This is a genomic window from Microbulbifer sp. A4B17 (genome assembly GCF_003076275.1).
Classification (GTDB): domain Bacteria; phylum Pseudomonadota; class Gammaproteobacteria; order Pseudomonadales; family Cellvibrionaceae; genus Microbulbifer.
In genome coordinates, this window is sequence record NZ_CP029064.1 from 436,495 (window position 1) to 449,008 (window position 12,514).

Sequence of the window (12,514 nt, forward strand, 5' to 3'; positions counted from 1 at the left end):
TGGTTGCGGCGCCAGCGAAATGTTCCGGTGCCGCTTTTGATAGACGCCCCAATCGAGGAATTACAATGAGCGATAAATTGCTGTGCGAAGTGGATAGCGAGGGCGTGGCCACGGTCACCCTGAACCGGCCGGAAATCCACAACGCTTTTGATGATGAACTGATCCACGAGCTGGCCACCACCTTTGACACCCTGGCGCAAAACCCCGCTGTACGTGTGTTGGTACTAGCCTCCAATGGCAAGAGCTTTTCTGCCGGAGCCGACCTCAACTGGATGAAGCGCATGGCGACTTATTCAGAAGAGGAAAACAGCCGCGATGCAGCTGCGCTCGCTGCCATGCTGTACAAGCTCGACACTTTTCCTGCGCCCACCATTGCGCGAGTACAGGGCGCCGCTTTTGGCGGGGCCGTGGGCCTGGTGAGCTGCTGCGATATGGCCGTGGCCTCTGAGCGCGCCAGCTTCTGTTTATCCGAAGTCAAAATCGGGTTGCTGCCCGCCACCATCAGTCCCTATGTCATCAATGCTATCGGCACTCGCCATGCGCGTCGTTACTTTGTCACAGCGGAACGTTTCCCCGCTGAACGCGCGGAACAGATCGGTTTGGTATCCGAAGTCTGTGCCGAGGCTGATCTGGACCTGCATGTGCAGAAATTAGTGAATGCCATTGCCGACAATGGCCCCAAGGCCGTCGCCATGGCCAAGCAACTGGCTATGTCCATGTCCAACCGGGTTATCAACGATGAATTGCAGGGCCAGACCAGCGCGCTGATCGCTGCCGTGCGTGTGTCGCCGGAAGGACAGGAAGGGTTGAGTGCTTTTTTGGAAAAGCGTGCACCCAGTTGGATGAATGGTAGCGAAGGGTAATTTTTATGATTCGCAAACTGTTAATAGCTAATCGCGGCGAAATTGCCTGTCGCATTATCAAGACCGCGCGCCGCCTGGGGGTGGCCACTGTCGCCGTTTATTCCGATGCGGATGCCGACGCCCTGCATGTGCAGATGGCGGACGAAGCGGTGCACCTGGGTCCGGCCCCGGCCAGGGATTCGTATCTGGATATCCACAAAGTATTGGGTGCTGCCAAGCAGACTGGTGCCGATGCCATCCATCCGGGTTATGGCTTCCTGTCGGAAAACGCGGAGTTTTGCCGCGCCTGCGATAGCAACGGCATTATTTTTGTCGGCCCACCCACCGGCGCGATTGAGGCGATGGGCTCCAAGTCCGCAGCCAAGCGTATTATGGAAGAGGCCAATGTGCCCCTGGTGCCCGGTTACCATGGCACCAATCAAAATGAAGAGCTGTTGGAAGGCCATGCCAATCGCATCGGATATCCGGTATTGCTGAAAGCTGCTGCCGGCGGCGGTGGTAAGGGCATGCGCCGTGTCGACAGTGCCGATGAATTCCACGAAGCTCTGGCCGCTGCCAAGCGTGAGGCCATGAATGCCTTTGGCGACGACATTATGTTGCTAGAGCGCTATGTGGTGAGTCCCCGCCATGTGGAAATCCAGGTGTTCTGTGATCAGCAGGGCAATGGCGTCTACCTGTTTGAACGGGATTGCTCGGTGCAGCGCCGCCACCAAAAAGTAGTGGAAGAAGCTCCCGCACCGGGCATGACTCCGGAGCTGCGCGCCCGCATGGGTGAAGCGGCCTTGCGCGCGGCCCACGCGATTGGTTACGTGGGTGCCGGCACAGTGGAATTCCTGCTGGATGCCAGCGGCGCCTTCTACTTTATGGAAATGAATACCCGCCTGCAGGTAGAGCACCCGGTTACGGAAATGATCACCGACCAGGACCTGGTGGCCTGGCAGCTGTCAGTTGCCGCTGGCGATACCCTGCCCATGAGCCAGGATGAGCTGCAGATCAACGGCCACGCCATGGAAGTGCGCATCTATGCCGAAGACCCGGACAATGATTTCCTGCCGGCAACCGGCGTGTTGGTGTGCCACCAGCCCCCGGCGGAAGGCGAGGGTGTGCGGGTGGATACCGGTGTGCAGACCGGCGATGAAATCAGCGTGCATTACGACCCGATGATCGCCAAATTGATCTGCCATGGCCGCACCCGCAAAGAAGCCCTGGCCAAATTGGATCGCGCACTGCGTGATTACCAGATTGCCGGTGTGCGCCACAATATCGAATTCCTGCGCCGGGTGATCAATCACCAGGCATTTGCCAGCGGTTGTATTTCGACGCACTTTATCGAGGACTACGAGGCGGAAGTACTGCATCAGGAGCAGACACTGACGCCGCTGAAATGCGCTGCTATTGCCGCTTATTTGCAGCAGCGTGAAGAGCGCGATCTGCGCAATAGCGCACCTCAGCGGGATCGTTTCTCTCCTTGGCACAATGGCGATAACTGGCGCAATGCTCTGGCTGGCAGTCGCACCCAGACGGTGGACTACCGTGGCCAGCACGCTCAAATTCGCTTTGTTGCGGAGGGCGATAGCCTGCGCTGGACTTGTGATGCCTTGCCTGAGGAACAAAACAGCGGTGAGATTCGCCTTTTGCCGGGACGCGACTTGATGTTGGTGGATGGCCGTCGCATGAGTTTCTCCGCCGTGGATACCCGCGATGGCGGTGCTGTATTTATCGATGGCACCCAGGTGGAATTCAAGCTGTTGCCACCGGATATCGGTGAGAGCAATGACCAGGCCCACGGCCTCGATGCCCCCATGAACGGCACCATAATTTCTCTGCTGGTTGAGGCCGGCTCTACGGTGGAAAAAGACCAGCCGCTACTGGTAATGGAAGCCATGAAAATGGAACACACCCTGCGGGCTCCGGCCGCTGGCACCGTGCAGCAGTTCTTCTGTGCCGAAGGTGAGCTGGTGGATGGCGGTAGTCTGCTGGTGGATTTTTCCGGGGAGGAGCAGTAATGACTTTGCCCAAACAGGTCAAAATCGTCGAAGTGGGTCCCCGCGATGGGCTGCAAAATGAAAAGCAGCCTATCTCTGTGGAGACCCGTATCGCTCTGGTGGACAAGCTCAGTGCCAGCGGGCTGTCGGTTATTGAAGCCGGCAGCTTTGTCAGCCCCAAGTGGGTACCGCAAATGGCCGCCAGCGAGGAAGTGCTGGTGGGTATCCAGCGCAAAGACGGTGTTATCTACAGCGCGCTCACGCCAAATTTAAAAGGTTATGAGCGCGCAGTGGAAGCCAAAGCCGATGAGGTCGCCGTATTCGGCGCGGCCTCAGAAGCCTTCACCCAGAAAAATATTAATTGCAGTATTGCTGAGAGTCTTGAGCGCTTCCGTCCACTGGTGGAAAAAGCTAAGCAAGACGGCATACCCGTGCGCGGATACGTATCCTGCGTACTTGGTTGCCCCTATGAAGGCGATATTGATCCGGCTAAAGTGGCAGAAGTTAGTGCCGCTCTACTGGAAATGGGTTGCTACGAAATTTCCCTGGGCGACACCATCGGTGTCGGCACCCCGGAAGCCGCCAAGCGTATGCTGGAGCAGGTGATGGCCCGCGTGCCCGTGGAAAAACTTGCTGTGCATTTCCACGATACCTACGGCCAGGCACTGGCCAATATCTACGCGGCCTTACAAATGGGTGTCGCAGTAGTAGATTCCGCTGTAGCCGGCCTGGGCGGCTGCCCCTATGCCCGCGGCGCTTCCGGTAATGTTGCCAGTGAGGATGTGCTTTATATGCTCAATGGCATGGGTATTGAAACCGGCGTGGATTTGCAGTTGCTGGCAGAGGCTGGGAACTTTATTTCTGAACAGCTGGGAAGGGAGACCAACTCTCGTGTGGCTAAGGCTTTGATGCCCTGCTGAGGAATTTCTGGGGCGGTTAGAGCACCGCCCTGAAACTACAAACTTGAAGATCAGATATCTACCCGATAAATCAGAGGGTGGTTATTTCCGTTACCTTCTCTGCAACCCTCTACTCCAAAACCTACGGTATTAGATTTAGCAAAATATGCAGCCAGAAGTGATGAAAATTGCTCTTTAGTGTCATTATTGTCTGTTCCATCATTGTGATCGAACTCTATGACTACATGGTTACTTGACCCAGATGAGCAGTCTTCCCCTAATTCGTCGCCGCTAGCATCTGGTGAGAATTTAATTACTGCATAATATTTATAGGTAGTAATGCCTTCGATAGTTTTATTAGGCTCAATGGTACTTGATGCAAAACTGGTGCTGGATAGTAGCGCGAGTAGTAGTCCGGAGAATAAATTTTTCATTTTCATAAAAACTAATATTTTTTGGTTCTCTGTAAATAGGATGGAAACTATTAAGTGGTTTTTCTATGCTATGATATTGCTTGTGCAAGTAACGTTATTTCTAATAATAGAATGGTCATCGGCAGCGGCTTATTTATCAGAGTAAATCATTATATAATTTATGTTGGCTAGTCCAGCTTCATTACAATTTGCGCCACTTTCCATAACTTGTACAATTTTTCCTGCCATCAACGCAGCAAGAGCAGTGCTATGCTGGGCTTCATTTACTATGGTAATTCTATCTTGTGCATTTGTGTTCTCACACATAGAGTTAGTTATATCGGTATCAAGATATAAAACATTATAGTTTTCTCCAATGCCTTCGGCCTGGATCTTTGTTATTTTTGCTGTCCAAGCAGCAGAGAAAACATTTGCGGAGAATGCAAGCAATATAGTTGCAGTCAAAAATTTCTTCATCTGGATCTCTTGGTTAGTTTTAATCAGAATAATTATATATTGATTTGATGGTTTATATTTTAGTATAAAATAATTTTATGTTTTTGCATATAGTTTCCGCCTTTTTGAGATTTTGCTTGGTGGGACGTATGTCCAGATTTTGAGGGAGATTGTGTCTTTTATTACTCTCAATGCTGAACTGCTCTAGATGTTTTAATATCTTAAGGTTTGGTTTTCGTGGCACTATTGGTGGGGGTGTCTTATTGTTTGGCAAATAATTGATATTTTTATTTTTTCATTATTTTCTGTAAATATCTTTGCAGGGCTGATTTCTCAAGTGCGGCTGATGAATTGTAATTGCCAGTGATGGTGCGTTTCATCGATATTTTATTTTTAAAGTTCTGTTGTTTTAATTGACTTTTAAGTGGTGGAAGATGTAGATGTCGTTGAGGAAGTTAAGATTATTGTTGGTGTTATATTTATAATTTAATAGTTAAAGCCGTATTTGGATCTAACTGGCGGTCAGACACTTTTTGATTTATTTGCTTTTTGCTGGTCTAAGGCATTGAATTAAGGTTGGTAGATTAGTTGCTATTTACTGGTTCTGACTCCATTACTCTAAATGGCCTCATCATATCGTAATCTCCATGGGAGAGTAGATGGCAGTGCCATACATAGAGTCCCTCTCGGTCGAAGCGGGCTATTACCCGTGTTACTTGGCCGGGAAGGGCGATGACCGTATCTTTGGGGCCGCTTTCTTCTGGTTGTGGTGGAAGTGGTTTCCCCTGTAGAGATTCTATTTCCAGTCGTGCACCCTGAAATATCCTATCTTTATGCATAAATTTTTTGCGGCTTGGCAATAAGTTTTCCTTTAAAAGGCTGGCGATCCAGTACCTGGAATTCCACCAGATGAATATGGATTGGATGAGCCGATACTGTAGGGTTTTATATCTCCCAGATCTCAACGGCGTTGTGTTGGATTATTTCTGTAATAGGGTCCGCAAAAAAAGGGAACCCTTGGACCTACCATCAGCAAGTTGCGGCCGTAGGGGGCGTCCAGGCGTGTGATGAAGCAGGTGATGGTCTCTGTACTGGTGAAAAAACTTGCAGTGCATTTCCACGATCCTAGGGACAAGCATTAGCTAACATTTATGCAGCATCACAAGTAGGCGTCGCAGTAGTGGACTCTACCGTAGCAGGTCTCGGAGGATGCTGTTATGCCCAAGGCGCTTCCGGTAATGTTGCCAGTGAGGATGTGCTTTATATGCTCAATGGCATGGGTATTGAGACCGGCGAGGATTTACAGTTGCTGGCAGAGGCTGGAAACTTTATTTCTGAACAGCTGGGGCGGGAGACCAACTCCCGTGTGGCTAAGGCTTTGGTGCCTTTTTGAAGCTATGATTAGTTTACACTAGAAAACCAGATTTTCTTCTAGTGTGAACTTTCTTTTATAAATTTCCCTTCTTCCTTTATTGTATTAAATGAAGTATTTTTTAAATTAAATAATCTTGCAGTTTGCAGTTTTCTGTTGTTAAAAAATACGCATAGTTGCCACCTGGTTTTTGCCTAAAATAACAAGTCTAAAAAGATAAAGGTTTACTATTTATTTTTCTGTATTGGTGCTATACGTGAAATAAATTTATTTATTGTCTGGGATATTACGCGATTCTTCTAAACTTTAATTAGTTTGGATTCTAAAATTCTATGTAGATTAACTTCTGCTCTTAGATTTATGTGTGAAGGGGGGAACGATAGTGTATGTAATCGAGGTGTCGGATTTTTGGTAGAGCTTTAATAAGTTTATATAAGCATTGAGTAAGCTATTAGGTTGTGTGTACTGTAAAAGTTGTACGAGTTTCCTTAGTTAGACCCTCATCTTAAAAGAATATCCTCTGTCATTTGTAGAATAGATGAGCCAACTGGCTAAACATGACCGATTACTTTTTAATTTGTCGATCTCAGGTTAATTCAATCTTTGTTATTTGTTTTCGCAAAGTACCTGAAAGTAATTCTGGTTAATACGCTTTTGCCTGTCAGGTTTGTCACCTTAGGCCTTGCCTGGCTTTGAGGGTTAGCCCGTGGGAGCTCTATTTTTAAGTTTCCTGTTTTTTTATGTAATCAATGAACTGCCATGCTACATGGGTATTTTTTTGCACCGAAAATCAAATTATATTGATTAATGTGGCATGCAATGGAGATAATTTTATTTGTTGTGAACCTTTCTAAATGGCTTGGGTCTCAGCTGGAAGCCAAAATATGGATTTTTCTTAGAAAGGAGATTGGTATGAAAAAATATGGGTTAGTTTTTTTGTTTGTACTTTCTGTGGCTTCAGGCGCTGACGCTGAGGAGTACAATTCAATCACTAATTTCGGCTACTCTGACTTGGATTTTAGTGAAGGTGATAGAGACGAACTTTTTGCAGAAACCACCTATTATTTTTCTGCAAAAAGCTCTCTGGGGCCTTTAAGGGAGTTTGAGTTTATTAATAAATCTAGTAGTTTGTCGGCGGCCTATTTTCATAGTACTACAGGTTTTTACAATAGTGATGACTTTGCTTTGGGTGGTGAATATTTCTCAAAAACTGGATTTGTGATTGGTGGTAACTTGACAACTTTTGGGCGAGATAACTTTAATACATTTTCACTGGGATATTTGTTTACACCTAATTTCTTAATGAAGTTTTACAATACTGAGGGAACTACATATGCAAAAATGCGTTATAACTATCAATTAAATGGTTCTGATTATGTTGGTTTTGATGTTTCTACTGATATTGTTTTTGATTGGCAGATTTTTTCTTCTAAGTACTTTTCTAAAGTCGGTGATGATAAATATATGTCGCTTGAATTCAATTATTTGAACGATAATGAATGGGATGATTATTGGCGAGCGGCTGCAAATTACTATTTTACTAAAAATTCTTCTTTAGGTATTGATTATGATGAGAATAGTGATTACAGGGTAGGTTTTTCCCATTTTTTTAATCAAAATGTTGCGATAGAAGCCTCTTATGGTACCATTTTAGAAAATCCTTTTAAATACAAAAGCTTTGGTAGTGATATCTTTAAAACTATTTGGAATACAGACAGAAACTTAGATAAGATTGAACTGGGTGTTACTGTTCAATTTTAGATTTAGGCCGCTGGAAGGGCTTGTTTGAGTAAACCCTTCTTGACAGATTTTAGTCTAATTGTGACGGCGAGAAATTACATTCTGGGTTTTCAGTGTCGCTTTCTTTGCTTTAATTCTGATTCTTTTGCTATTGGTAGGATATCTATTTCCAATACTCGATAATTCTGGAAACTTGATCACCCTCAAATTCAAAAATTGATAAGTGATTGGAAGTGACACCTTTATAGGTTTGTTGTCGCTCAAGTGAGACTGCTTTGTAGCCAGTAATAATTGATATTATTTTATATCTTGTATCGGTCATTTAATATTCTCCCTCCTTTAAATACTTTATAGAGTTATTATATAGATGCTCTCTGGTATAGGTGCCACCATAGACTTCATGAGTATAAGTGAAGTCGTCTGTGTAGTGAGAAAATAGTGTGTCGATGTCATTGATAGTAGACCCTTTCATAAGTACTTTGTTTTGTAAGTCATTAATAAGGGCCGCTTTTTTCTCTAGTTCTTCTTTTGTTAATTCTGAGGATATTGCCGGTGATGCTAGTATAAAAAATAACAGTACTGTTAGTGTTTTCATGTTGATTTCTCGTATTATTATTTATCTATTGTTAATAATTTTTTGTCTTCGTGACAATTTTAACTGGTCGCCCTGAAATTTTCTTGTGTTCTTTTTCATTTCGACTTGTTTGCTGCTCAACTTGTCGATTAGTTTATAGATATTGATTTTTATATGAATTTCAAGATTGTAGGTTATTAATTATTTACTGTTTTAGGAATCAACACCCTAAATGGCCGCATCATATCGTAGTCTTCATGGGAGAGTAGGTGGCAGTGCCATACATATAGACCTTCGCGATCAAAGCGCGCAATTACCCGGGTCACTTGGCCGGGAAGAGCGATCACTGTATCTTTGGGGCCACTTTCTTCTGGCTGTGGTGGAAGAGGTTTTCCCTGTAGAGATTCTATTTCCAACCGTGCTCCCTGAAATACTTCACCGGTGTGCATAAATTTCTGCGGCTTGGCAATAAGTTTTCCTTTAAAAGGCTGGCGATCCAGTACCTGGAATTCCACCAGGTGAATATGGATAGGGTGGGCCGATACGGTGGGGTTGTATATTTCCCAGATCTCTACGGCGTTGTGCTGGATTATTTCTGTAGTAGGGTCCTTAAAAAATAGGGAACCCTCCTTTACTGGACCTAACATGAGCAAGTTGCGGCCGTAGGGATCGTCCAACCGGTAGGTGGCAAGTTGTCGTGTACGGCTGGCATGGTTAAGCCTATTAAGGGGCGCGCGCAAGGGAGTATTTAGGGTGAGTTTTAAATCTCCAATGGTATTTTTAATCTCTGATTTCTTTTTATCAGAAGGGGCGTTTGTAGATATCGGAGCAATATGGAATTGTAGGATCTGGCCTGTAGTATTTGGATCGGTAGCTGGTGTGATGCCGCCGCGCCCATCGCTTAATACGCGTTTACCATCCGGGTTATAGACAAGTGGAATTGAACTCTTTGGGTTGTTGGCTTCCACAAACCCTTTAAAAGGGACATCCGGTCCAAAGTTCTGCAGTGTCAGTTTACGCCCTTCATAACCACTGAAATCTACTAAAACATCTGCCCGCTCTGCGGGCGCCAATACCAGCTCGTTCAGCTGTACTGGGTAATCAAGAAAGCCGCCGTCGCCACCGACCTGCACAAGGGGGGGCTCTGCGTCGATCCTAAGTATCAGTGTTCGGGTATCGGATGCGTTGAGTAACCGCAATCGATAGACGTGTGGAGTGACGCTGACTTTGGGCCAGGTCATACCGTTTACCAGAATAAAATTGCCAAAAAACTCGTCGAGATGGGACGGATTAGGCCAATTGGCTTTAACTGCTTCATGGGAAACCGGTGATGGAGGCTGGCCCCTCCGGCCAGGAAAATACAGCTGCCCATCGGAGCTAAATAAGCTGTCTGTAATAGCGGCCACTAAAGTGCGATCTTCTGCGGGGAGCAGTTTTTCCTGAATGAGGCGATCTTCATTGTTATCGCCAACCAGGTAAAAACCGAATAGACCTGCGTAAACATTAAGGCGCGTCATGCCCAGGGTGTGGTCGTGGTACCAGATAGTGGCGGCATCCTGGGAGTTGTCGTACTCGTAAATCCTTTTCTCAAATAATGGTCCCGTCTCACGATAATTACGGGTGTACCAAGCGAGGGGGTTGCCGTCACTTTTCCACTCTGTATGCCCGCCGTGAAGATGGATAACCATAGGCACAGCTTTGGGATCTTCTACGTCGGCGAGGTGAATGGATCGATCCACAGGAAATAGATGCGGTCCCGGTAGCTTATTGGCCCAGTGTACAAATACCGGTTGGCCCTCCCGGGCACGAATAGTAGGGCCGGGAGAGTGGATGCGACCTGCATATTCAAAACCCCAGGCCTTTGTCATTAAACGTTTGCCATCCTTATCCCGTAGCCCCATCCAAACTTGAGTGGGGCGGGCGGGTAGCTTAATCGGGGCTGAGCCCTGAGGGCGGATTTCTATGGGTATAGGTAGTTCATTGACGAACTTATCCACAGTTGCTGGATCCAGCAGTCGCAGGGGTGTTGCTTTAGCCACATCTTCAGCAGCAGTCAGGGCAAGGGGGATTAACAACAGCAGGGAAAAGATTACCCGAAACATTGGCTGTTTTTAGCAGTAAGTATTTAACAGTCAAGTATAGGTAAACAGACGGTTTCGGTGGCGTTATCTGGGGGGTAGGGAAGGGCGCACAGGGCCCTTACCCGATGCGATGCTTCACTAGATAAAGCGATTGATCGCCGTTTTGGCATTGTCCTGATAGGTTGGGTTGTCCAGGTCCGGGAAAAGCTTTCGCTGCTCGCCAAGAGGTCCAGTTAATCCGCGTTCACTACCGTAAAAGATACCTGTGCGGAAGGATGTATCCAGCAGGGCATCGATATAGCGTTTGGCGCCTACTTCGACTTTATGGACTTTGCCCAATAGCAGCATAATCCGCATCATTCCCTTCATCATATATTGTTTGAATAACGACAGCGTATTAAAGCCCTCTGTACCTACAGTGGCCCCCGGACTCATGGTTACGAAGCGGATATGGGGGAATTCCCGAGCCATGGAGGACATCCACAGGGCGCCCATATACTTTATCGGACCATAGGGTACCGTAGCGTCTTTGGTGCTTGCATAGAGTTCACCTTCACAGATCTGCATAAACTCCTCCACAGAGGCGCTTTTCAGCTTTGGTCTCTTCATGCCCATCTCTTTTACACCGCGAGCGGCCTCAGAGCCGGCGTAGATAGCAGCCTGGGTTAACTTATTGGCTTTCAGCAACTCGTTAGTCAGTAGTGCATGCCCGAGCAGGTTGACGGCGAAAATTTGTGTGACTCCCTCAGGGGTCTTGTTGTAAAACTCTTTCCCCCCGGTACCGCCAGCATTCATAACCAGAGCATCAATCGGGGAGTCCAGGTTCTTAACTGCCTCTTTCACGGATTGTTGATCCGCGACATCGATAAGCAATACTTCGAAGATATTCCTGCCTGTTTCCGACACCAGCTCGGCCTGGGCTTCCTTGGCTTTGTGCAGATTGCGGCACCCGAGATAGATCTTGTTAATCTGCTGGTACTCCGCCAGTTGCTTGGCGCACTCCCTACCTAAGCCTGCATTCGCTCCGGTAATCAAAACACTCTTAATCATCTTTCTGTCTCTGTGGATATTGGGAACTGGTGCCCGGATATTGATATACCCGGCTGTTGTAGGGAAAGATAAGCGATTAAGCGCCTCGTCTTTTGACATTTCTTGCTGTCTTAGTGGGATACCAAGACCGCAAGAAATATCAAAAATAGGGCCTTACTGACCAATATGATTAGGTCATCTTTTCAAATACGGCAAACTAAGGTGACACTATGAATCAGGCGAGTTCTATAGAAAGAAAAATTTTCCAATTGTTAGTGGTAGCGCTGGCGGTGATCTGTTTTGTACCCGGTGGTATCAGTGCATTTGGAGGTCTGAACGGCAGTGCTGCCCTGAGTGGTGGTGCTATGATTTTTGGCCCGGATAGCCCCTTGAGAGGATTTGGGGATAATCAATATCGATTTGCCTTTGGTGTTTTCTTTGCCCAAGGGTTGGTTCTACTGTATTTCCTGAGCAATATCGAAAAACATAAAGCACTATTTTACTTCGTAGCTTTATCCCTCTTTATTGGCGGTCTGGGGCGCTTAAGCAATATTCTGGAATTTGGATTGGTGGATGATCAGGTCTTACCGCCTACGATTATTGAGCTTGCGATAGTTCCACTTCTGGTTTTTTGGCATAGGCGAGTGGCCTCTCAACGTTAGTTATTAGAAGTTCTTAGTTAAGCAACTAAAAATCATTTATGCTTAAGAGGTTATTACTTTGTTACCAGTATTTTTACATATAGAGTCCTCACCAAACTTACAGGAATCGCAGGCTTTTCAGCAGTATATAGGTTTGGCTCCGCAATTAATGCAACAGTATGGGGGGGTGCCTATTGCCTCTTATGATGTGGAAGAGGCCCTGGACGGAGGTCGGTCACCGAAGGCATTTGTTGTGGTATCTTTTCCGGATCGGGAGGCGATCTATGCATTCTTCAATGATCCAGCCTACCAGGCGATTATCCCTTTGAGGGACAAGGCATTTGCCCATTTACGCTTTTTTATCACTAGTGAAAGAATTTGATTTAAAGGCAAGCTAAACCGGAAAAGTATTGCTCGAAAATCTCACCGTCCCAACGTAAACAGGTAGGAAAGGAGCCTCA

14 protein-coding genes and 1 pseudogene are annotated in these 12,514 nt (G+C 46.6%); 7 read left to right on the top strand and 8 right to left on the bottom strand.

Annotated elements, in window-relative coordinates; all coding sequences use genetic code 11:
- The first annotated feature begins 65 nt into the window (after nt 1–65).
- The 3 genes from BTJ40_RS01895 to BTJ40_RS01905 are packed head-to-tail and all read left to right on the top strand — an operon-like array spanning nt 66 to nt 3,768.
- Nucleotides 66–863 (top strand): enoyl-CoA hydratase/isomerase family protein, encoded by a 798-nt coding sequence (locus BTJ40_RS01895; RefSeq protein ID WP_108731532.1) that lies wholly within the window; start codon nt 66–68, stop codon nt 861–863.
- A 5-nt stretch (nt 864–868) separates the two neighbouring features.
- Nucleotides 869–2,869, top strand: a complete 2,001-nt coding sequence (locus BTJ40_RS01900; protein WP_108731533.1) for an acetyl/propionyl/methylcrotonyl-CoA carboxylase subunit alpha — start codon at nt 869–871, stop codon at nt 2,867–2,869.
- Nucleotides 2,869–3,768 (top strand): hydroxymethylglutaryl-CoA lyase, encoded by a 900-nt coding sequence (locus BTJ40_RS01905; RefSeq protein WP_108731534.1) that lies wholly within the window; start codon nt 2,869–2,871, stop codon nt 3,766–3,768. The genes BTJ40_RS01900 and BTJ40_RS01905 overlap by 1 nt, the downstream gene beginning before the upstream one ends.
- Nucleotides 3,769–3,818: 50 nt before the next feature.
- Here BTJ40_RS01905 and BTJ40_RS01910 read toward each other — a convergent pair whose 3' ends face one another.
- The 4 genes and pseudogenes from BTJ40_RS01910 to BTJ40_RS23000 all read right to left on the bottom strand — a co-directional run.
- The gene (locus BTJ40_RS01910) at nt 3,819–4,187 is read right to left on the bottom strand and encodes a hypothetical protein (protein ID WP_108731535.1); all 369 of its coding nucleotides are present in this window, start codon (nt 4,185–4,187) and stop codon (nt 3,819–3,821) included.
- A 123-nt stretch (nt 4,188–4,310) separates the two neighbouring features.
- Nucleotides 4,311–4,637, bottom strand: coding sequence for a hypothetical protein (locus tag BTJ40_RS01915; protein ID WP_108731536.1), 327 nt, complete (start codon nt 4,635–4,637; stop codon nt 4,311–4,313).
- Nucleotides 4,638–5,200: 563 nt separating this feature from the next.
- A complete protein-coding gene (locus BTJ40_RS01920; protein ID WP_202862849.1) occupies nt 5,201–5,476 on the bottom strand; it encodes a multicopper oxidase domain-containing protein in 276 nt (91 codons plus the stop codon).
- Nucleotides 5,448–5,552: pseudogene (locus BTJ40_RS23000) on the bottom strand (multicopper oxidase domain-containing protein); the annotation flags it as partial. The pseudogene BTJ40_RS23000 and the gene BTJ40_RS01920, both read right to left, overlap by 29 nt.
- A 244-nt stretch (nt 5,553–5,796) precedes the next feature.
- On the opposite strand from BTJ40_RS23000, the gene BTJ40_RS22655 reads away from it, so the two are divergent.
- Together BTJ40_RS22655 and BTJ40_RS01930 are read left to right on the top strand one after the other, a co-directional pair.
- Nucleotides 5,797–6,009 (top strand): hypothetical protein, encoded by a 213-nt coding sequence (locus BTJ40_RS22655; RefSeq protein ID WP_238152103.1) that lies wholly within the window; start codon nt 5,797–5,799, stop codon nt 6,007–6,009.
- Between the two features lie 891 nt (nt 6,010–6,900).
- On the top strand, nt 6,901–7,749 hold the full coding sequence (locus tag BTJ40_RS01930) for a putative porin (protein WP_157953858.1): 849 nt from the start codon (nt 6,901–6,903) through the stop codon (nt 7,747–7,749).
- 142 nt (nt 7,750–7,891) lie between these two features.
- On the opposite strand, the gene BTJ40_RS22095 is transcribed toward BTJ40_RS01930, so the two are convergent.
- The 4 genes from BTJ40_RS22095 to BTJ40_RS01945 form a co-directional block, all read right to left on the bottom strand.
- Nucleotides 7,892–8,050 carry a hypothetical protein gene (locus BTJ40_RS22095; protein WP_157953859.1) on the bottom strand — a complete coding sequence of 53 codons (159 nt, stop codon included), beginning with the start codon at nt 8,048–8,050 and terminating at the stop codon, nt 7,892–7,894.
- Nucleotides 8,051–8,323, bottom strand: a complete 273-nt coding sequence (locus BTJ40_RS01935; RefSeq protein WP_108731538.1) for a hypothetical protein — start codon at nt 8,321–8,323, stop codon at nt 8,051–8,053.
- A gap of 176 nt (nt 8,324–8,499) precedes the next feature.
- Complete coding sequence (locus tag BTJ40_RS01940; RefSeq protein WP_108731539.1) at nt 8,500–10,404, bottom strand: multicopper oxidase family protein; 1,905 nt, start codon at nt 10,402–10,404, stop codon at nt 8,500–8,502.
- A 117-nt stretch (nt 10,405–10,521) separates the two neighbouring features.
- On the bottom strand, nt 10,522–11,433 hold the full coding sequence (locus BTJ40_RS01945) for an SDR family NAD(P)-dependent oxidoreductase (protein ID WP_108731540.1): 912 nt from the start codon (nt 11,431–11,433) through the stop codon (nt 10,522–10,524).
- Between the two features lie 209 nt (nt 11,434–11,642).
- Here BTJ40_RS01945 and BTJ40_RS01950 point away from each other — a divergent pair, with 209 nt between their 5' ends.
- Complete coding sequence (locus tag BTJ40_RS01950; protein ID WP_108731541.1) at nt 11,643–12,074, top strand: DUF4345 domain-containing protein; 432 nt, start codon at nt 11,643–11,645, stop codon at nt 12,072–12,074.
- A gap of 58 nt (nt 12,075–12,132) precedes the next feature.
- Entirely contained in the window at nt 12,133–12,435 is a 303-nt protein-coding gene (locus BTJ40_RS01955) for a DUF1330 domain-containing protein (protein ID WP_157953860.1), read from the top strand.
- Nucleotides 12,436–12,514 lie beyond the last annotated feature (79 nt).

What these genes read in the sequence shown, in the direction of transcription:
- BTJ40_RS01895 (WP_108731532.1), top strand. Translation starts at nt 66, where the DNA reads ATGAGCGATAAATTGCTGTGCGAAGTGGATAGCGAGGGCGTGGCCACG.
- BTJ40_RS01900 (WP_108731533.1), top strand. Translation starts at nt 869, where the DNA reads ATGATTCGCAAACTGTTAATAGCTAATCGCGGCGAAATTGCCTGTCGC.
- BTJ40_RS01905 (WP_108731534.1), top strand. Translation starts at nt 2,869, where the DNA reads ATGACTTTGCCCAAACAGGTCAAAATCGTCGAAGTGGGTCCCCGCGAT.
- BTJ40_RS01910 (WP_108731535.1), bottom strand. Translation starts at nt 4,187, where the DNA reads ATGAAAATGAAAAATTTATTCTCCGGACTACTACTCGCGCTACTATCC.
- BTJ40_RS01915 (WP_108731536.1), bottom strand. Translation starts at nt 4,637, where the DNA reads ATGAAGAAATTTTTGACTGCAACTATATTGCTTGCATTCTCCGCAAAT.
- BTJ40_RS01930 (WP_157953858.1), top strand. Translation starts at nt 6,901, where the DNA reads ATGAAAAAATATGGGTTAGTTTTTTTGTTTGTACTTTCTGTGGCTTCA.
- BTJ40_RS22095 (WP_157953859.1), bottom strand. Translation starts at nt 8,050, where the DNA reads ATGACCGATACAAGATATAAAATAATATCAATTATTACTGGCTACAAA.
- BTJ40_RS01935 (WP_108731538.1), bottom strand. Translation starts at nt 8,323, where the DNA reads ATGAAAACACTAACAGTACTGTTATTTTTTATACTAGCATCACCGGCA.
- BTJ40_RS01940 (WP_108731539.1), bottom strand. Translation starts at nt 10,404, where the DNA reads ATGTTTCGGGTAATCTTTTCCCTGCTGTTGTTAATCCCCCTTGCCCTG.
- BTJ40_RS01945 (WP_108731540.1), bottom strand. Translation starts at nt 11,433, where the DNA reads ATGATTAAGAGTGTTTTGATTACCGGAGCGAATGCAGGCTTAGGTAGG.
- BTJ40_RS01950 (WP_108731541.1), top strand. Translation starts at nt 11,643, where the DNA reads ATGAATCAGGCGAGTTCTATAGAAAGAAAAATTTTCCAATTGTTAGTG.